The following is a 17,961-nucleotide window of genomic DNA, read 5'->3' as shown; positions in this document are numbered from 1 at the left end:
TGGAGAACCAGGAGCACCAGGTGTCCTCTGCCGTCCTGCCCGCCCTCGCCCGCCCCCGCCGGGCGTGGGTCACCGATCTGCCGCTCCTGCTCGTCGCCGCCGTGTGGGGCGCCAGCTATCTCGCGGCCAAGGGCATCACCACCACGCACACGGTGATCGCCGTCCTCGTGCTCCGTTTCGCCGTCGTGCTGCCGGCGCTGGCCGTCGCCGCACGGCGGGGACTGCGGGCACTGAGCCGCGCGCAGTGGCGGGGCGCCGGCCTCCTGGGGCTCGTACTCAGCGGGATCTTCCTGCTCGAGACGTACGGTGTCGTGCACACGTCGGCCACCAATGCCGGGCTGATCATCAGCCTCACGATGATCTTCACCCCGCTGGCCGAGGCCGCCGTGACCCGGGTCCGGCCGCCCGCCGCCTTCCTCGCGGCGGCGGGACTCTCGGTCGCCGGTGTGGTGCTGCTGACCCAGGGCGGCGGCTTCACCAGCCCGTCGGCGGGCGATCTGCTGATGCTGCTCGCCGCCCTCGCCCGCACGGTCCACGTCCTGCTGATGGCGCGCATCAAGGCGGTCCAGGACGCCGACTCGCTGTCCCTGACCACGGTGCAGCTCGGCAGCGCGGTCGCGGTCTTCGCCGTACTGGCGGCGGTTCCCGGTACCGGGGCGGCGCCCTGGACGGTGGCGGCGGACTTCGGCGCTTCCGAATGGGCGGGGCTGCTCTTCCTCGCCGTCTTCTGCACCCTGTTCGCGTTCTTCGTGCAGATGTGGTCGGTACGCCGCACCTCGCCGTCCCGGGTCAGCCTGCTGCTCGGTACGGAACCCCTCTGGGCCGCCGCCACCGGCATCGCGATCGGCGGCGAACGGCTCGGCGCCCTGGGGGTGCTCGGCGCCGTACTCGTGCTGGCGGGCACCGCGTGGGGGCGCCGACGGGCCGACGTCACCCCTTGACGGAGTCCGAGGCGATCAGCACCGCACCGCCCGTCACGACCAGCACGATGCTGACGTAGAGCCCGTAGCCGTCGAGGACGTCGAGCCTCGCCACCACGGCCCACGGGCGGAACCAGCCCGTCCATTCGTACAGGAGCCCGGCGAGGCCCTGGACGAACACCAGGAAGCCGGCCGTCTCCAGGAATTTCTTCATGGCCCGAGCCTGGACGGGGCCGCCGTGCGCCCGCGTCGGCCGCCGGTCCCGGAGCGGCCGACGAAAGTCTCCGATCGTGCGACTTAGGTGTCTCCCCGGCCCGCAAAGGGCTGCCCGGGCCTCTCGTCTGCATAGATTCGTCCGTATGACACGTACGGAGTACCGCTGGCTGCTGCCCTCGTCCCTGGCCGACGACGAGCTGCCCGGCGACCGGGGCAGGTCGCGCCGGACCGTGCGGGACTGGGCCGTCGACATCACCCTCTTCCTGTGCGCCGCAGGTTTCGGGATGAGCGTCCTCGCGGCGATCGAGGCGGACGCCACCACACCGGGCGGGGTCCTCCTCGCCGACTCGCTCGTCGGGGCGGCGGCCTGCTGCGGGCTCTGGGCCAGGCGGCGATGGCCGGTCGGGGTCGCCGTGACCCTCACGGCCGTCAGCCTCGTCGAACCCGTCGCGGCCGGGGCCATGCTGATCAGCCTGTTCGGCCTCGCCGTGCACCGGCCGTTCAGGCCCGTGGCGTTCATCGGCGCGGTAGCCCTGGCAGTCGCCCCGGTACAGCCGATGCTGCGCCCCGACCCCGGCACCTCGTTCGTCGCCTCCAGCGTCATCGGCGTCCTGCTGGTCCTCCTCGTGCTCAGCTGGGGCATGGTCGTACGGTCACGGCGCCAGCTGGTCGTCACGCTGCGCGAACGCGCACGGCGGGCCGAGACCGAGGCGGCGCTCCGCGCCGAGCAGGCCCAGCGCCTCGCGCGGGAGGCCATCGCCCGCGAGATGCACGACGTCCTCGCCCACCGGCTGACCCTGCTCAGCGTCCACGCGGGCGCACTCGAGTTCCGGCCCGACGCGCCCACCGCCGAGGTCGCGAGGGCCGCCGGTGTCATCCGGGACAGTGCCCACGAGGCCCTCCAGGACCTTCGCGAGATCATCGGTGTGCTGCGCGCACCGGGTGAGAGCGAGGACGGCAACCGGCCGCAGCCCACCCTCGTCACCCTGGACGCCCTGGTCGACGAGTCGCGCTCGGCCGGCATGGAGGTCACCCTCGACAACCGCGTCGCGGACCCGGAGCGGGCGCCCGCGGCGACCGGACGCACCGTCTACCGCATCGCCCGGGAAGCGCTGACCAACGCCCGGAAGCACGCTCCCGGAGCCCCCGTCGGGGTGACCGTCGCCGGCGGCCCCGGCGACGGACTGAGCATCGAGGTCGACAACCCCGCTCCCGACGTGCCCTTCGACCCCGTCCCCGGGTCCGGCCAGGGGCTCATCGGGCTCACCGAACGGGCGAACCTGGCCGGCGGCAGCCTGGACCACGGGCCCCGGCCCGGCGGAGGGTTCACGGTCCGGGCCCGGCTACCGTGGCCGGCATGAGCACTCCCACGTCTTCGGAGGCAACACCCGTCCGGCTGGCCGTCGTCGACGACGACCCGCTCGTGCGCGCCGGACTCGCCCTGATGCTCGGCGGCGCCACGGGCATCGACATCGTCGGTGAGGGCGCCGACGGCACCCAGGTCGCCGCCCTCGTCGACCGTACGCACCCCGACGTCGTGCTCATGGACATCCGGATGCCGGGCATGGACGGGCTGGCCGCGACCGAGGAACTCCGGCGCCGGCCCGGCGCCCCCGAGGTCATCGTCCTGACCACCTTCCACGCCGACGAGCAGGTCCTGAGGGCCATCCGCGCGGGCGCGGCGGGATTCGTCCTCAAGGACACCCCGCCCGCGCAGATCGTCGAGGCGGTTCTGCGGGTCGCCGCCGGTGAGCCCGTCCTCTCGCCCGCCGTCACCCGCAGGCTGATGGTCCGGGCCGCGGGCGAAGGGGCGGACGACGGTACGGCCCGAAGGAGACGTGCCCGGCAGCGGTTCGCCGGGCTCGGGGAACGCGAGCAGGACGTCGCCTCCGCCGTGGGGAGGGGCAGCTCCAACGCGGAGATCGCCGCCGAACTCCATCTGAGCGTGGCCACCGTGAAGACGCACGTGTCCCGGATCCTCGCCAGGCTCGGGCTCAACAACCGTGTGCAGATCGCCCTGTTGGTACACGACGCGGGACTCCTCCATGAGGACGAGGACGGGGCGGGAGGCACCGGCATAGGCTGAGCCGGTCAGACCGGATGAGGGGACGGGACGATGCCAGTGGTCGATCTGCGTGACGCGCGGGACTTCAGCGCGAATCCTTATCCGTACTACGCGAAGATGCGCGCCGAGGGGCCGGTGCACGAGGTGCGCACCGACGACCTGGAGCGGATCTGGATGATCGTCGGTTACGAGGAGGCCCGCGCGGCCCTGGCCGACCAAAGGTTCAGCAAGGACTGGCGGACGACGGAGCACTGGTCCGTGTCGGGCAACCCGATCAACGCCAACATGCTGGAGACGGACCCCCCGCACCACACGCGGCTGCGCAAGCTCGTGGCCCGCGAGTTCACCCCCCGGCGGATCGAGGCACTCCGCCCGCGGGTGGAGGAGATCACCGCCGGTCTGCTGGACGCGATGGTCCCGGCCGGCCGTGCCGATCTCATCGACGCGTTCGCCTTCCCACTGCCCATGACCGTTATCTGCGAACTTCTCGGCGTGCCCGACATCGACCGGGACTCCTTCCGCCTGCTCTCCAACGCGATCGTCACCCCCGAGTCCCGGGAGAAGGAGAGCGAGGCGGTGCACGCGATGGGCGCCTACCTCGTGGAGCTGATCGAGGACAAGCGCCGCGCACCGGGCGACGACCTGATGAGCGCCCTGATCCAGGCGCACCACGACGACGGCGACCGTCTGTCGCCGGACGAACTGATCGGCATGGCCTTCCTGCTCCTGGTCGCCGGCCACGAGACGACCGTGAACCTGATCTCCAACGGTGTGCGCGCGCTGCTCGACCACCCCGGGCAACTGGCCCTGCTCCGCGACCGGCCGGAGCTGATCGACGGAGCGGTCGAGGAGATGCTCCGCTACGACGGTCCCGTCGGGACGGCGACCTTCCGCTTCACCCGCGAAGCCGTCCGCATCGGTCAGGTCGTCATCCCGAGGGGAGAGGCGGTGCTGGTCGCGCTCGGTTCCGCAGACCGGGACCCCGGCCGCTACCCGGATCCGGACACCTTCGACATCCGGCGTGAGGCCCAGGGGCATCTGGCCTTCGGCCACGGCATCCACTTCTGCCTGGGCGCCCCGCTGGCCCGGATGGAGGGCAGGATCGCGATCGCCGCACTCCTGGAGCGCTGCCCCGGACTCGCACGGGACCCGGAGGGCGGGGAGCCGGACTGGCTGCCAGGACTGCTCCTGCGGGGAGTCCGCCGTCTCCCCGTGCGCTGGTGAGGTGGGATGGCCACCATGACCGAACTCGATCTCGTCACGGCGCAGCGGGTCCTCGACAGCCAGCCCTTCAGCGCGCTCGTCCGCCTGAAGGGGCCTGCGGTGACCACGGGAGAACCGCTCATCCGGGGCCGGTGAGCCTGCCGGTGGCCTGGCAGCGGGCTCAGTCCTCGGCGATCTCCGTCATCCGTACGGGACGGCGCTGCTCGCGCGACAGTTCGCACGCCTCGGCGATGCGCAGCGCGTGCAGCGCCTCCCTGCCGTCGCACGGGTTCGCCGTCCCGCCGCGCACGACGCCGAGGAACGCGTCCAGTTCGGCCTCGTAAGCCGGGGCGAACCGCTCCAGGAAGCCCGGCCACGGCTTGGCCGGCGCGGGTGGACCCTGCGGCTCGGCCGACGTCAGCGGCGTACGGTCGTCGAGGCCGACCGCGATCTGGTCACGCTCGCCCGCCAGTTCCATGCGTACGTCGTATCCGGCCCCGTTGCAGCGGGTGGCGGTGGCCGTGGCGAGCGTGCCGTCGTCCAGGGTCAGCAGCGCCGCCGCGGTGTCCACGTCGCCGGCCTCCCGGAAGATCGCGGGGCCCGCGTCCGACCCGGTGGCGTACACCTCCGTCACCTCACGGCCCGTCACCCACCGCAGGATGTCGAAGTCGTGCACCAGGCAGTCCCTGAACAGGCCGCCGGAGAGCGGCAGATACGCGGCGGGCGGGGGAGCGGGATCGGACGTCGCCGCCCGCACGGTGTGCAGGCGGCCGAGGTGACCGCCGCGCACGGCGGTGCGCGCCGCGGCGTACCCCGCGTCGAAGCGGCGCATGAAACCGATCTGGAGCACACTGCCCGCCCGCTCGACCTCGCGCAGCGCGCCCAGTGTCCCCGCCAGGTCCAGCGCGACCGGCTTCTCGCAGAAGGCCGGCAGACCGGCCCGAGCCGCACGGCCGATGAGGTCCGCGTGCGCCGAGGTGGCCGAGGCGATCACCACCGCGTCCACCCCCGCGCCGAGCAGTTCCCCGGCGGACGCGACGGGGGTGGCTCCGGTCCGCGCCGCGACCCGCGCCGCGCGGGCGGCGTCCGGGTCCGTCACCACGAGGGAGGCGACGGCGGGATGGCGTGCGAGGACGTCCGCGTGGAAGGAACCGATCCGGCCCGTGCCGATGAGTCCGATGCGCATGGACCCAACGTGCCGCCCACCGGGCGCACTGTCAACTATATGTCCTGACAAATAGAAGGGTGCGGCGCGACCTCACGGGGTACGCTCCGTGCCGTGCCCAAACCCGCCGCCGACTCCGCCGCCCTCGGGCTGGGCGTGGACCGCACCAGTCCCGTCCCGCTCTACCACCAGCTGGCCCAGCAGCTGGAGGCGGCGATCGAGCAGGGGCGCCTGGCGCCGGGCAGTCTCCTCGGCAACGAACTGGAGCTCGCCGCACGGCTCGGGCTGTCCCGGCCGACCGTCCGCCAGGCCATCCAGTCGCTCGTCGACAAGGGCCTGATGGTGCGCCGGCGGGGCATCGGCACCCAGGTCGTGCACAGCCGCATCAGGCGCCCGCTCGAACTGAGCAGCCTCTACGACGACCTGGAGACCGCCGGCCGGAGCCCGGCGACCCGGGTCCTGCGCAACACGGTCGAGCCGGCGACCCCCGAGGTCGCCGCCGCGCTCGGGATCGAGGAGGGCGGCGACGTCCACCTCGTCGAGCGGGTGCGTTACGCGCACGACGAGCCGATAGCACTCCTGCGCAACCACCTGCCGCCGCGGCTGCTCGACCTCGGTACCGAGCGGCTGGAGTCGACCGGCCTGTACCGGATGATGCGCGCCTCGGGGATAACGCTGCACAGCGCCCGGCAGTCCGTGGGGGCCCGCGCCGCCACCGCCGAGGAGGGCGAACTGCTCGCGGAGCCCGCCGGGGCGCCCCTGCTCACGATGGAGCGCATCACCTTCGACGACGGCGGCCGGGCGGTCGAATTCGGCTCGCACGTCTACCGGGCCTCGCGGTACGCCTTCGAGTTCCAGCTGCTGGTCCGGCCCTGAACCAAAGGCCCGTCCGGCCTCCGGTCCGTACGTTCGGACAAGAGCATTGACGCGGTCATGCTAGGTCGCTAGAACGGCGGGAGGGCGCCGCCCGCGCCCCTGCCGGGCCGTGCCGGTCCGGGCTCGGGGATACTTGGCCCGCCGGGCGGAGAGTCCTCTCCCACCGGCACCACCAGGCAGCACAGCGAGCAGCACTAGAAGGGCACGGCGTCGTGGCAAGGGTTCGGACAGGGGTACGCGCGATGGGCGCCGTGCTGGCAACGGTACTGGCGGCCTCCCTCGCGGGATGCAGCAGCACCGGCGGCAAGCGGGCGGAGGAACGCGCCGCCCAGCAGGCCGCCGAGGGCCGGTCCGCGGTGAACACGCCCCGCTGGACGTTCGCCATGGTCACCCACTCGGGTGATGGCGACACCTTCTGGGACATCGTCCAGAAGGGTGCCCAGCAGGCGGCCCGGAAGGACAACATCAACTTCCTGTACTCGCACAACGACGAGGGCCAGCAGCAGGCCGAGCTCGTCCAGACCGCGATCGACAAGAAGGTCGACGGCCTGATCGTCTCCCTGGCCAAGCCCGACTCGATGAAGACCGTCGTGGCCAAGGCCGTCAAGGCGGGCATCCCCGTCATCACCGTGAACTCGGGATCCGCCGAGTCCAAGGCATTCGGCGCCCTCACCCACATCGGCCAGGACGAGTCCATCGCGGGCGAGGCCGTCGGCGACGAGCTGAACACGCGGAAGCGCAAGAAGGTGCTCTGCGTCCTGCACGAGCAGGGCAACGTCGGCCACGAGCAGCGCTGCGCGGGAGCGAAGAAGACGTTCGGCGGCACGATGCAGAACCTCTACGTCGACGGCACCAACATGCCCGACGTCCAGGCGTCCATCGAGGCCAAGCTCGACTCGGACAGGAGCATCGACGCGGTCGTCACCCTCGGCGCGCCCTTCGCCGCCGCCGCCGTCAAGGCGAAGAAGACCGCGGGAAGCAAGGCCGAGATCGACACCTTCGACCTCAACGCGAGCGTCGCCACCGGACTGCAGGACAAGACCCTCGGCTTCGCCGTCGACCAGCAGCCCTACCTCCAGGGGTACGAGGCCGTGGACCTGCTCTGGCTCTACCGCTACAACCAGAACGTGCTCGGCGGCGGCCTGCCCGTCCTGACCGGCCCCCAGGTCATCACCCGCGACGACGCCGACGCGCTGGCGGAGTACACGAACCGGGGGACCCGATGACCGCGACCGGGCAACCGGCGGCGCACACCGACGAACGTCTGCTGCGCACCTCCCCGCTGCGCAAACTGCTCGGCCGGCCCGAGCTCGGCTCGGTCGTCGGTGCCGTGGCCGTCTTCCTCTTCTTCGCGATCGTCGCCGACAGCTTCCTCCAGGCCTCCAGCCTCGGAACGGTGCTCTACGCCGCCTCCACCATCGGGATCATGGCGGCCCCGGTGGCGCTCCTGATGATCGGCGGTGAGTTCGACCTCTCCGCCGGTGTGATGGTGACCAGCTCCGCGCTGATCTCCTCGATGTTCAGCTACCAGATGACCGCCAACGTCTGGGTGGGCGTCTTCGTCTCGCTGCTGGTGACCCTCGGTTTCGGCGCGTTCAACGGCTTCATGCTGACCCGCACCAAACTCCCGAGCTTCATCATCACGCTCGGCACGTTCCTGATGCTGACCGGCCTGAACCTCGGCTTCACCAAGCTGATCAGCGGCACGGTGTCGACCAGGACCATCGGGAACATGGAGGGCTTCGAGTCCGCCCGCAAGGTCTTCGCCTCCTACCTCACCATCGGTGACGTCGAGCTGAAGGTCACCATCCTGTGGTGGGCCGCGCTCGTCGCGCTCGCCACCTGGATCCTGATCCGCACCCGCTTCGGCAACTGGATCTTCGCCGTCGGCGGGGAGGCGGACGCGGCGCGCGCGGTCGGCGTCCCGGTGATCCGCACGCGGATCGGGCTCTACCTAGGGGTGGCCTTCGCCGCCTGGGTCTCCGGCCAGCACCTGCTGTTCTCCTACGACGTGGTGCAGTCCGGCGAGGGCGTCGGCAACGAGCTGATCTACATCATCGCGGCCGTCATCGGAGGCTGTCTGATCACCGGTGGCTACGGCTCCGCGATCGGGTCCGCCGTCGGCGCGATCATCTTCGGAATGACCAGCAAGGGCATCGTGTACGCGGAGTGGAACCCCGACTGGTTCAAGTTCTTCCTGGGGGCGATGCTGCTCCTGGCCACCCTGCTCAACGCATGGGTACGCAAGCGCGCGGAGGCGACGAAATGACGGCCACCCAGGCCCCGGCCCCCCGGGACACGGCCGGCCCGGCGCTGGTCGAGCTCGACGACGTCAGCAAGTACTACGGCAACATCAAGGCCCTGGAAAACGTCTCGCTGGAGGTCCACGCGGGGGAGATCTCCTGCGTCCTCGGCGACAACGGTGCCGGCAAGTCCACCCTCATCAAGATCATCGCGGGGCTGCACCGGCACGACGCCGGCACCTTCCGGATCGAGGGCGAGGAGACCACGCTCGCCAACCCGCGAGACGCCCTGGACCGGGGCATCGCGACCGTCTACCAGGACCTCGCGGTCGTCCCGCTCATGCCGGTCTGGCGCAACTTCTTCCTCGGCTCCGAGCCGACGAAGGGCGTCGGCCCGTTCAAGCGCCTGGACGTGCGGCAGATGCGCGAGACGACCCGCACGGAGCTGCTCCGGATGGGCATCGACCTGCGCGACGTCGACCAGCCCATCGGTACCCTGTCCGGCGGTGAGCGTCAGTGCGTGGCGATCGCCCGGGCGGTGTACTTCGGCGCGAAGGTCCTCGTCCTCGACGAGCCGACCGCGGCGCTCGGCGTCAAGCAGTCCGGCGTCGTACTGAAGTACGTCGCGGCGGCCAGGGACGCGGGACTCGGCGTGGTTCTCATCACGCACAACCCCCACCACGCCTATCTCGTCGGTGACCGTTTCGTGCTGCTCAAGCGCGGTGCGATGTCCGGGAGCCACACCAAGGACGACGTCACACTGGACGAACTGACCCGGCAGATGGCGGGTGGGAGCGAGCTCGAGGAGCTGAGCCACGAGCTCGAACGGGCCCCCTCACCCGACCGGCTCGGCGGCCGTCCGGTGGGTGACGACACCCCGTAGGCACCGCCCCGCGCCCCCTCGCCCCCACCCGGAGACCGGTTCCGGGGGCGCGGGAATGGCAGAATCGTGCACGGCGGGCACCGTCCGCCGCCGGACTGATCACCGACCGGCCCCCCGACCTGCGCAGGGACGATGAGCACGTACCGCGACTTCACACACCGCGGCTCCGCCCGCGCCACCGTCCTGCGGACCGTAGGCACCAGGGAGCGGCGCTCGCACCTCACGGCGCCCAGGGTTCCCACCGTCGGCATCGACATCGGCGGTACCAAGGTGATGGCCGGTGTCGTGGACGCCGACGGCAACATCCTGGAGACCCTGCGTACCGAGACGCCGGACAAGTCGAAGAGCCCGAAGGTCGTCGAGGACACCATCGTCGAGCTGGTCCTGGACCTCTCCGACCGCCACGACGTGCACGCCGTCGGGATCGGCGCGGCGGGCTGGGTGGACGCGGACCGCTCCAAGGTGCTGTTCGCCCCGCACCTGGCCTGGCGGGACGAGCCCCTCCGCGACGCCATCGCCTCCCGGCTGGTGGTCCCCGTGATGGTCGACAACGACGCCAACACGGCCGCCTGGGCGGAATGGCGCTTCGGCGCCGGCCGCGGCGAGGACCACCTGGTCATGATCACGCTGGGCACGGGCATCGGCGGCGCGATCCTCGAGGACGGGCACGTCAAACGCGGCAAGTACGGCGTCGCGGGTGAGTTCGGGCACATGCAGGTGGTGCCCGGCGGGCACCGCTGCCCGTGCGGCAACCGCGGCTGCTGGGAGCAGTACAGCTCGGGCAACGCCCTCGTGCGCGAGGCCAGGGAGCTGGCCGCGGCGGACTCCCCGGTGGCCCACGGCATCATCGAGCGGGTCAAGGGCAACATCCCCGAGATCACCGGGCCGCTCATCACCGAGCTGGCCCGCGAGGGCGACGCCATGTGCGTCGAGCTCCTCCAGGACATCGGACAGTGGCTCGGGGTCGGCATCGCCAATCTCGCGGCGGCGCTGGACCCCTCCTGCTTCGTCATCGGCGGCGGTGTCAGCGCGGCCGACGACCTGCTGATCGGTCCCGCCAGGGACGCCTTCAAGCGCCACCTCACAGGCCGCGGCTACCGGCCCGAGGCCCGGATCGCGAAGGCACAGCTCGGCCCCGAGGCGGGTATGGTCGGCGCCGCCGACCTCGCCCGTCTGGTCGCCCGGAGGTTCCGGCGGACCAACCGGCGCAGGGTCGAGCGCTACGAGCGGTACGCGCAGTTCTACGACCAGGCCGCCACCACCATCCGGAACACGCGCGGAACGCGTAACACCGACTGACCCGGGGGCCGCGCCCCGCGGGCCCCGGCCACCCGCACCCCGCTCCGTACCGCAGCTCTCGAGGGATCACCGACCATGACCGCAGCCGAACACCACATCGTGCCGCGCCAGCCTCCTTCGTCCGGCTCTCCGGGATCCTCCGGGTCCTCCGGGTCCGGGTCCTCGGGCTCTGCGGGCTCCCCGGGGTCCGGGGACGGTGACGGGACACCCCCGCAGGACCGTCGCAGGGTGGTCCGGCGCCGTCTGATCACGCTGACCATCATCGTCCTGCTCATCGGCATCCCGGCCGGATACCTGGTGATCTCGGCCGGGCAGAGCCGCCGCTCGGGCAAGGACAAGGAGGCCGAGGCCTCCGCCCAGGGGCTGCGCGAGGACTGGCCTTCCGGTATGCAGCGCCGGATCTTCGAACTGCCCATTCCGGGCAATGCGGTCGGGGTTCAGTACTACGAGACGAACAACTGGAAAGCCAGCCGGATGTACGTGAAGTTCCGTACGACCTCCGCCGGGCTGGACCGTTTCCTGAGCGGTGTCGGTACCGGCCGGGCCGCGCTGGAGACGGGCAAGGTCACCATCGGCCAACGTGACATCAAGATCACCGGATGGCTCTTCGGGCCGGGCGTCGACTGGTCGGGAACCGTCCACAAGAACAAGGACCCGCGCCCCACCCAGAGCATCACCGTCAACATGACGGATCCGGCCGCCCCTGTCGTCTACGTGGTCTCGGCCGCTACTCCCTGACGGGGAGCGGGCGGGCGGCCGGTCACCCCGGATCGCGACACGTCCACGCAGTCCGTCCGGCCCCGCGCCACGGAGTGCCCCGAGCCCGTGCGGGGCGAGGTCGTACGGCGGCTGCCCCCGGAGCCCCGGCCGGTGCCGGGGCGGCTGTACGCGTCAGAAGAGGTCGAGCTCGGCCGACTTGACAGCACCCAGAAGACGGCACTCTCCGGTGTCTCCGTCAACGCGCACGTAACCCGTACCGACGGCCATGTCCCGCGGATCTCCGGTGAGGAGATGGGCAGCTGACTGGCAGTCGAAATAGAAGTCGGTTCCCACCTGGACGCGCTCCCCTTCGACGAGCGCGAGGGGCATGCCCTGGCTGAAGTGCTGGTCCAGGAAATTCTGGGCCAGCACGGTGGCGCCTTCGGCGTCCAGCATCGGTCCGTCCTCATGGGAGAGAAGTTTCGCCACGCCCTCCGGCGGCGGTGGGAGAACTCATCGTGTCAGGGTTCCGGCGCCGGAACCGGCATCGTGGTCGAGTCGGGACCGGCCAGGACCCACCCCGGCGATGTGACATCTCGTGACAGATGAGAGGGTTTTCCGGGTGACCGAGACACCACCGAACACCATGCAATACCGCTTTGACGTGCCGGAAGACGCTCCGGTCCTGGTGATCGGGCCGTCCCGGGGTACCACCACCTGGCACAGGTAGGCAGAGTCGTCTTCTGACGTCCACCTGGTGCAATTCGATGCTGTTCACGCGGGTTTGGACTTGGTGGTCCAGGTGCGTCGACGGTGTTGGTGACAGGCGCGTGACAGGACGTGTGTGACGGCATCGGTGACAGGGCGCGGGACTCGCCGATGGGCCGGGCGGGGCTCTCCTGAAGCCATGAGGCGAGGCCACACTGGAGCGCTCTGGTCGGGCTTCGCCGTGAGTTCGACCGTGCTTGAACGCCTGACGCGTTCGGCTTTTCACACAGTCCGTGAAGGTCCGCGCTGAGCAGGCGGGCGAGGCGGAGTTGGGTGTGCGCGACGATCGGGATCCAGGTCCGGTGGTCCGCAGCCTCGGGAGTACGGAGTTTCGGAGTGGTCCACCCCAAGCTCCCCTTCGCGAAGCGGAAGGTGTGCCCCGGATCGCGGCGGAGAAACTCCTGCCGGAAGCGGTCCACGTCGTCCGGGGTGGCGCCGGTCTTGAAGGACCCTAACCAGTCGATGCATGGACCCTGCTCCTCCTGCGCGACGAGCTCGAACTCGCCGCCGCAGAACCGGAAACGATCCGCAGGAAGCTCTACCACCCGCCTGCCCGCCTCACCCACACGCCCGTAGGCGCGTCCTCCACCTGGACCGGTCCTGGCCTTGGGCCAAGGCCTTCACCGAGGTCTGCCAGCACCTCACAGACCTCCCGGCCATCACCTGACGGCCGGCCCCGACCCCGACGAGGACCAGGGCGGAGGGCACCCCGCACCACCCCCGGGCCCGTGGAACCCGGCGCAGCTCACCAGACAGTGATCACCGCTGAAGGATCGAGGCCGATGATCTGTGCACCATGGCCCGCGAGCCCCGGCGCGTGCGCGCCCTCCCGCTCGTCCGGCCGACGGCGACGGACCGATACCGGCCCGCCATTCCTTTTCGGCCAAATCTCGTCAAGAACTCCGAGCCGGCGGTCCCCCTTCCTGGGGTTTTCACACCTGAGGGAGTGGCGAAAGGTGTACCTCGCAAGTGGTGCGTGTACACATCAATCACTCTTTCGGGGAGACGTCGATTACCCGCACCTATCGTCACGTAAACGCCCTCCGGCGCACCTTTCGCCTGACCTCTCGCCACCTTTGAGACGCACTGCGGCAACATGTCCAACTTCGACATCTGCGCAGGTGGGGGCGCAATAACTCCACATAGTCCCGGGCGTGTTCACATAGGCTGCGCCTGCCTCTCCGGCACCCGGAGCGGCATGGACTGTCTGAGGTGATGTGTGTGCACGGGATAGGTAGATGGGGGCCGACGGGAGTAGCGCTGGCGCTGCTGGCCGGAGTCTTCCAAGGAATCACGGCCTCCCCGGCCGCGGCGGAATCCGACTGCTTTCGGGACACGTGCTCGGGAAAGGACCCCATTGCGATGGGGTGCGACAAGGACGCCGAAATCCTTCAACAGGCGACTATGCCGGACGAGTCGGTCTCGATACGGCTGCTCTGGTCGCCGATGTGTCAGGGCGTATGGGCAAAGGTCTCACGCGATCTCGATACGTCGCCCGACTCCGTGTATCTGACACTGTGGACGACACGCGATCCCGACGGCGGTGTTCAGGCCGGTGACAGTCCGGGCGCTCTCGGCAGCGGCGTGGCAGGCGCCTACACCAAGATGCAGAACTGGAAGAAGACGACGGCGAAGGCGTGCTGGAACGACGTCGATACCGCGTTCGACCCCGCACCGACGAAATACACCATCCAAAGTCCCGCCAAGCAGAACGACTGGCCGGTCGACGCGAGCCTCGTGGTCCAGCACGGCAGCTGCACGGACTGGATGTGAGGAGCAACATGCGGAAAAGACGTCTCATACGCCACTTGTCCATGAATCCGATGGTCATCATGAGCGTGGTGGCGGCATCCGCCGCGCTGGTCCCGATGGCTTCCGCGGATCCCGCTCCGGCCCCCACCGCCGCGGAGAACACGACGCGCATGTTCTCCGCGCCCGGCAAGGACCTGGGGGCGGACTACACCTCCTCGGCCGATGAGATCGTGCAGGCCACCGGCGACGCCGAGGGGCTGCACATCCTTTCGGCGCGGGAGGACGACGGGTTCTCCTTCTACGAGATCGCCCGGCTCAAGCGCAAGGAACTGTCCGACGTCGGCCCGTGGACGGGCTACGTCTGCACCACCGGCTCGGGGAACTACGCGGCGGCGGTCTACGCCCCGTCGGTCTGGTCCAACAAGCCCGGTGCCTACGCGAGCGGCGCGTTCGCCGCGGTGATCCGCCTGTCGGACGGCAAGGTCACCGAGATTCCCGACGGAGTGCAGCTCGCCTACTTCTCGCCGGGCTGCGGTGCGGGCGACGACGTGGCGTTCACCTCCAGTTCCGCCACGGACACGTCGGACGGCCGGACCACGGTGATCTCGGTCGACGCGACCACCGGTTCGGTCTCCTCCCGCCGCACCGTCGACGGCTTCCTGACACATGTCACCCCCACCGGGAAGGGCACCGTCGGCGTCCTCTCCGGCAACCTGGTCGACCTCAAGGACGACGGGAGGACGAAGCTGTCCGCCCGTACGCTCTCCAAGGTGCCCGGCCCCATGTTCGCGCTGGCCGCCTCGGCGAACGGTGCCGTGGACATCGGCACGGTCGACGGCGGGAAGAGCGTCATCTCCCGCTTCGACGGCAAGAAGTTCACCGAGTTGGGCCGCGCGCCGAAGGGCAAGGTGAAGCTGCTGCGCGTGGCCAAGGGCGACGCGGTCGTCGGTGACGTGAAGGCCATCGACACCGGCAAGGCCCCAGGGCTCGCCAAGCACGCCGTGGACGGCCGGGTGGCCGGAATCTCGCGCCTCGGTCATCTGGTGACCCACTCGGTGTTCTCCGAACAGATGAAGGGTGTCACCGAGGGCGTCGGCTCGTCCCTGGCCAAGGGCGCCGGATCGCTCACCGTCAAGGCGACCGCGTTGAGGACGGGCACGAAGGCCACCACGTTCGTGGATGCCGACCGCAAGCGGCCGAAGTCGGACACGACGCTGACGATGGGGCCGACCGCGTTCGCCATGTCCGATGACGACGATCCGCTCACCTGCGGTGAGGGTGCCCCCGAGACCCAGTGCCTGTCCGGGGACGGCGCGGCCGTCATCGGCAAGATCCCGCGCATGGAGACCCCCTGCATCGTCAAGCGCAACGACCCCAAGCGCCAGGCCCTCCAGGCCAGCGCCAACCAGGTCGAGTGGGCGGTCGACCAGGCGGTCCACGGCCGGCTGACCCCTTCGCGTCCGGCGGACTGGCACGACACCGGCCTCGGCGCCTACACCCCGCAGGGTCTGTTCCCCAAGCCGGCCCTGACCGGCGGAGGGGAGATTCCCGCGCAGGTCATGCTGGCCATCCTCGCCCAGGAGTCCAACTTCAAGCAGGCGTCCTGGCACTCCATGAACGGTGACTCGGGCAACGTCACCCGGTCCGACTGGCTCGGGAACGGGAACGGCATCCACGGCTACCCTGACGTCACAGCGGCCGACTGCGGCTACGGCATCGCCCAGGTCACGACCGGCATGGACTCGGCGTACCCGGACCAGCTGGACACTCTGCACGCGGGCGCCGTCACCACGGACTACGCTGCGAACATCGCCGCCGGTCTGGGTATCCTGGGCGAGAAGTGGAACCAGCTCAAGAGTCTGGGCATGAACGCCAACAGCGGCAGTTCGGCCTACATCGAGAACTGGTACATGGCGCTCTGGGGCTACAACTCCGGCGTCTACACCGTCGGGTCCAACGCCGGCCTGGGCTTCTTCAACAACCCGATCAACCCGAGCTATCCGGCGGACCGTGACCCGTTCCTGCGGTACAGCTACGACGACGCGTCCCGCCCCGGCGAGTGGAACTATCCCGAGAAGATCCTCGGCTGGGCGGAGAACCCCCAGCGGACCTGGGACAACGAAGAGTCCTACGTCCGGCCCGACATGCCGCTGTCCGTCCTGAAGACGCCCCCGTACGGCGCCTTCTGCGACGCGTCCAACGCGTGCGACCCGGCCGCGGCCGACCCGTGCCCGAGCTGGAACAACCTGTGCTACTGGGGCAAGAGCGCGGAGTGGATCGGCTCGCAGAGCGGCAGCAACTCCAGCACCGAGAATCTCCGCTACTCGCTCGGCTCGTCGGAACCCGAGTTGCAGAGCAAGTACGACCACGGCAACTGTTTGGACTGGCCGAACGGCAATTCCAACGCCATCGTCATCGATGACCTCGGAGAGCACGAGGACACCTACGACTGCGGGGACTTCGAGGGGGCCTGGGACGGCAAGTTCACCCTCCAGTCCGGTGACAACTTCACCATGCAGAGGGACGACAGCACCTACCGCGCGACCCCCTACATCGCCAACATCGACCTGCACCAGCTCGGCGCCGGGTACGACCACCACGTGTACTTCACACACAGCTACCCCTACGGGGAGATCTTCCACAAGGTCACCGGCCGGTGGCAGATCAACCCGAAGCTGCTTCCCTCCGGCGATCAGCCCGGTAATCGCTACCGGGTCTTCGTCCACCTGCCGAGCCACGGCGCCGAAGCGGCCATCGGGTACGACTTCATCCCGGGCGAGAACACGGCCGGCGCCGAGCCCGACCACTGCAGCATCAACCAGAAAACTCGCAGTGGGGGCCAGGAGACCTGGGTCGAGATGGGCACCTTCACCTTCTGGAAGGGCGGCCGGATCGAACTGGACAACATCCAGAAGGGTGCCACCGGAGACGACAACGTGGTGTTCGACGCGGTCGGCTTCATTCCGGCCTCCTCCGCCGACCCCGGCATCTGCAGCCTCAACGACGGAGGTCTGTGATGCGCACCGCCCTCCGCGGCCCCGTCGTACTGATGGCGGTCGCCATCGGTGCGGCGGGGGCTGTTTCCTGCAGCCGGAGCACCCCCGAGAAGACGGCGGCATCCGAGCGTCCGACGGCCGCGGCGACCGAGGCCCCAGCCACACCGTCCGGCACGTCGGCCGAGACGCCGACCGTGACGCCTGCCACCGACTTGCCGAAGCACGCGGTGGCCGGAAAGGACCGGCCCAGCATCGGCGCGGGGGTCACCATGGCCGGCGGGTACACCGGGAAGGACTTTCTCTCCCGGCTCGCGAAGGACTGGACGCTGAACCTGGACAAACCCGTCAAGCAGGAAATGCCCAACGGGAAGATGAGAACGTACATACACGGACGCGGCGGAACCGGAAGCGGCACCGGAACGACGGTGTCAGCCGGATTCGCCGACCACACGAACCTGTCGTCCCTGCTGTGCGGGACCGGCACGGACAAGTCCGGCGCTCTCGACTTCCTCGCGGCCTGCACCGAGCTGGACGTGGCGGGAATCGATCACGCCAAGGCGTCCTCCTGGCTCAAACAGGCCGAGAGGGAAACCGACTCCCTGTACAAGGAGCGGGCTGCCGAGACCAAGAATAAGAAGGAGTACGTCGTCAGCGGAGTATTCACGTCGGGCCCCGTAGTGATGGTCCTGCACCGGACGTACGACACGTATTCGCTGCGCATCCTCGGACACGCGGCGGCCTAGCAGGCCCATGACCGGAAGCGAGAGGTCCTGCCGGCTGCGGCAGGGCCTCTCGCCCCGCGCAGGCACGCCATCTGGAATCCGGATGCTGGTGACCCGGCCGAATCTCCCCTCTCGACAGAATGAGGAATCATGC

General features: G+C 69.9%; 16 protein-coding genes. 13 read left to right on the top strand and 3 right to left on the bottom strand.

Annotated features, from left to right (window positions below; translation table 11 throughout):
* The first annotated feature begins 20 nt into the window (after positions 1-20).
* Positions 21-941: a DMT family transporter gene (locus P8A20_RS05725; protein WP_147960122.1), complete on the top strand. Its 921-nt coding sequence runs from the start codon at positions 21-23 to the stop codon at positions 939-941.
* Here P8A20_RS05725 and P8A20_RS05720 read toward each other — a convergent pair.
* On the bottom strand, positions 931-1,134 hold the full coding sequence (locus tag P8A20_RS05720; protein WP_147960123.1) for a hypothetical protein: 204 nt from the start codon (positions 1,132-1,134) through the stop codon (positions 931-933). The genes P8A20_RS05725 and P8A20_RS05720 overlap by 11 nt on opposite strands.
* 145 nt (positions 1,135-1,279) lie before the next feature.
* Here P8A20_RS05720 and P8A20_RS05715 point away from each other — a divergent pair, with 145 nt between their 5' ends.
* The 3 genes from P8A20_RS05715 to P8A20_RS05705 are packed head-to-tail and all read left to right on the top strand — an operon-like array spanning position 1,280 to position 4,425.
* Positions 1,280-2,497 (top strand): sensor histidine kinase, encoded by a 1,218-nt coding sequence (locus tag P8A20_RS05715; RefSeq protein WP_147960124.1) that lies wholly within the window; start codon positions 1,280-1,282, stop codon positions 2,495-2,497.
* On the top strand, positions 2,494-3,222 hold the full coding sequence (locus P8A20_RS05710) for a response regulator transcription factor (protein WP_147960125.1): 729 nt from the start codon (positions 2,494-2,496) through the stop codon (positions 3,220-3,222). Before P8A20_RS05715 ends, P8A20_RS05710 begins: the two co-directional genes overlap by 4 nt.
* A 30-nt stretch (positions 3,223-3,252) precedes the next feature.
* A complete protein-coding gene (locus P8A20_RS05705) occupies positions 3,253-4,425 on the top strand; it encodes a cytochrome P450 family protein (RefSeq protein WP_147960126.1) in 1,173 nt (390 codons plus the stop codon).
* Between the two features lie 160 nt (positions 4,426-4,585).
* On the opposite strand, the gene P8A20_RS05700 is transcribed toward P8A20_RS05705, so the two are convergent.
* On the bottom strand, positions 4,586-5,590 hold the full coding sequence (locus tag P8A20_RS05700) for a Gfo/Idh/MocA family protein (RefSeq protein ID WP_147960127.1): 1,005 nt from the start codon (positions 5,588-5,590) through the stop codon (positions 4,586-4,588).
* Between the two features lie 93 nt (positions 5,591-5,683).
* Here P8A20_RS05700 and P8A20_RS05695 point away from each other — a divergent pair, with 93 nt between their 5' ends.
* The 6 genes from P8A20_RS05695 to P8A20_RS05670 all read left to right on the top strand — a co-directional run bounded on the left by P8A20_RS05695 (position 5,684) and on the right by P8A20_RS05670 (position 11,608).
* On the top strand, positions 5,684-6,445 hold the full coding sequence (locus tag P8A20_RS05695) for a GntR family transcriptional regulator (protein WP_147960128.1): 762 nt from the start codon (positions 5,684-5,686) through the stop codon (positions 6,443-6,445).
* Between the two features lie 212 nt (positions 6,446-6,657).
* A complete protein-coding gene (locus P8A20_RS05690) occupies positions 6,658-7,671 on the top strand; it encodes a sugar ABC transporter substrate-binding protein (protein WP_442811935.1) in 1,014 nt (337 codons plus the stop codon).
* On the top strand, positions 7,668-8,714 hold the full coding sequence (locus P8A20_RS05685; RefSeq protein ID WP_147960130.1) for an ABC transporter permease: 1,047 nt from the start codon (positions 7,668-7,670) through the stop codon (positions 8,712-8,714). Before P8A20_RS05690 ends, P8A20_RS05685 begins: the two co-directional genes overlap by 4 nt.
* Positions 8,711-9,571, top strand: coding sequence for an ATP-binding cassette domain-containing protein (locus P8A20_RS05680; protein WP_147960131.1), 861 nt, complete (start codon positions 8,711-8,713; stop codon positions 9,569-9,571). Before P8A20_RS05685 ends, P8A20_RS05680 begins: the two co-directional genes overlap by 4 nt.
* Before the next feature lie 132 nt (positions 9,572-9,703).
* Positions 9,704-10,870, top strand: coding sequence for an ROK family glucokinase (locus P8A20_RS05675; RefSeq protein WP_147960132.1), 1,167 nt, complete (start codon positions 9,704-9,706; stop codon positions 10,868-10,870).
* 75 nt (positions 10,871-10,945) lie between these two features.
* Entirely contained in the window at positions 10,946-11,608 is a 663-nt protein-coding gene (locus P8A20_RS05670) for a hypothetical protein (RefSeq protein WP_261988690.1), read from the top strand.
* A gap of 153 nt (positions 11,609-11,761) precedes the next feature.
* On the opposite strand, the gene P8A20_RS05665 is transcribed toward P8A20_RS05670, so the two are convergent.
* Positions 11,762-12,025 (bottom strand): hypothetical protein, encoded by a 264-nt coding sequence (locus P8A20_RS05665; RefSeq protein WP_306102999.1) that lies wholly within the window; start codon positions 12,023-12,025, stop codon positions 11,762-11,764.
* Positions 12,026-13,552: 1,527 nt separating this feature from the next.
* On the opposite strand from P8A20_RS05665, the gene P8A20_RS05655 reads away from it, so the two are divergent.
* The 3 genes from P8A20_RS05655 to P8A20_RS05645 are packed head-to-tail and all read left to right on the top strand — an operon-like array spanning position 13,553 to position 17,828.
* On the top strand, positions 13,553-14,110 hold the full coding sequence (locus tag P8A20_RS05655) for a DUF2690 domain-containing protein (protein WP_261989053.1): 558 nt from the start codon (positions 13,553-13,555) through the stop codon (positions 14,108-14,110).
* Positions 14,111-14,151: 41 nt separating this feature from the next.
* A complete protein-coding gene (locus P8A20_RS05650) occupies positions 14,152-17,106 on the top strand; it encodes a hypothetical protein (RefSeq protein ID WP_147964284.1) in 2,955 nt (984 codons plus the stop codon).
* The gene (locus P8A20_RS05645; protein ID WP_147964285.1) at positions 17,106-17,828 is read left to right on the top strand and encodes a hypothetical protein; all 723 of its coding nucleotides are present in this window, start codon (positions 17,106-17,108) and stop codon (positions 17,826-17,828) included. Before P8A20_RS05650 ends, P8A20_RS05645 begins: the two co-directional genes overlap by 1 nt.
* The last annotated feature ends 133 nt before the right edge of the window (positions 17,829-17,961 follow it).

The organism is Streptomyces sp. Alt3 (genome assembly GCF_030719215.1).
In the GTDB taxonomy this organism is placed as follows: Bacteria; Actinomycetota; Actinomycetes; order Streptomycetales; family Streptomycetaceae; genus Streptomyces; species Streptomyces glycanivorans.
This window is presented reverse-complemented; position numbering and strand designations above follow the sequence as displayed.

Coding starts and splice junctions, on each gene's coding strand:
- P8A20_RS05720 (WP_147960123.1), bottom strand. CDS start 1,134: ATGAAGAAATTCCTGGAGACGGCCGGCTTCCTGGTGTTCGTCCAGGGC.
- P8A20_RS05715 (WP_147960124.1), top strand. CDS start 1,280: ATGACACGTACGGAGTACCGCTGGCTGCTGCCCTCGTCCCTGGCCGAC.
- P8A20_RS05710 (WP_147960125.1), top strand. CDS start 2,494: ATGAGCACTCCCACGTCTTCGGAGGCAACACCCGTCCGGCTGGCCGTC.
- P8A20_RS05705 (WP_147960126.1), top strand. CDS start 3,253: ATGCCAGTGGTCGATCTGCGTGACGCGCGGGACTTCAGCGCGAATCCT.
- P8A20_RS05700 (WP_147960127.1), bottom strand. CDS start 5,590: ATGCGCATCGGACTCATCGGCACGGGCCGGATCGGTTCCTTCCACGCG.
- P8A20_RS05685 (WP_147960130.1), top strand. CDS start 7,668: ATGACCGCGACCGGGCAACCGGCGGCGCACACCGACGAACGTCTGCTG.
- P8A20_RS05680 (WP_147960131.1), top strand. CDS start 8,711: ATGACGGCCACCCAGGCCCCGGCCCCCCGGGACACGGCCGGCCCGGCG.
- P8A20_RS05675 (WP_147960132.1), top strand. CDS start 9,704: ATGAGCACGTACCGCGACTTCACACACCGCGGCTCCGCCCGCGCCACC.
- P8A20_RS05670 (WP_261988690.1), top strand. CDS start 10,946: ATGACCGCAGCCGAACACCACATCGTGCCGCGCCAGCCTCCTTCGTCC.
- P8A20_RS05665 (WP_306102999.1), bottom strand. CDS start 12,025: ATGCTGGACGCCGAAGGCGCCACCGTGCTGGCCCAGAATTTCCTGGAC.
- P8A20_RS05655 (WP_261989053.1), top strand. CDS start 13,553: ATGTGTGTGCACGGGATAGGTAGATGGGGGCCGACGGGAGTAGCGCTG.
- P8A20_RS05650 (WP_147964284.1), top strand. CDS start 14,152: ATGAATCCGATGGTCATCATGAGCGTGGTGGCGGCATCCGCCGCGCTG.
- P8A20_RS05645 (WP_147964285.1), top strand. CDS start 17,106: ATGCGCACCGCCCTCCGCGGCCCCGTCGTACTGATGGCGGTCGCCATC.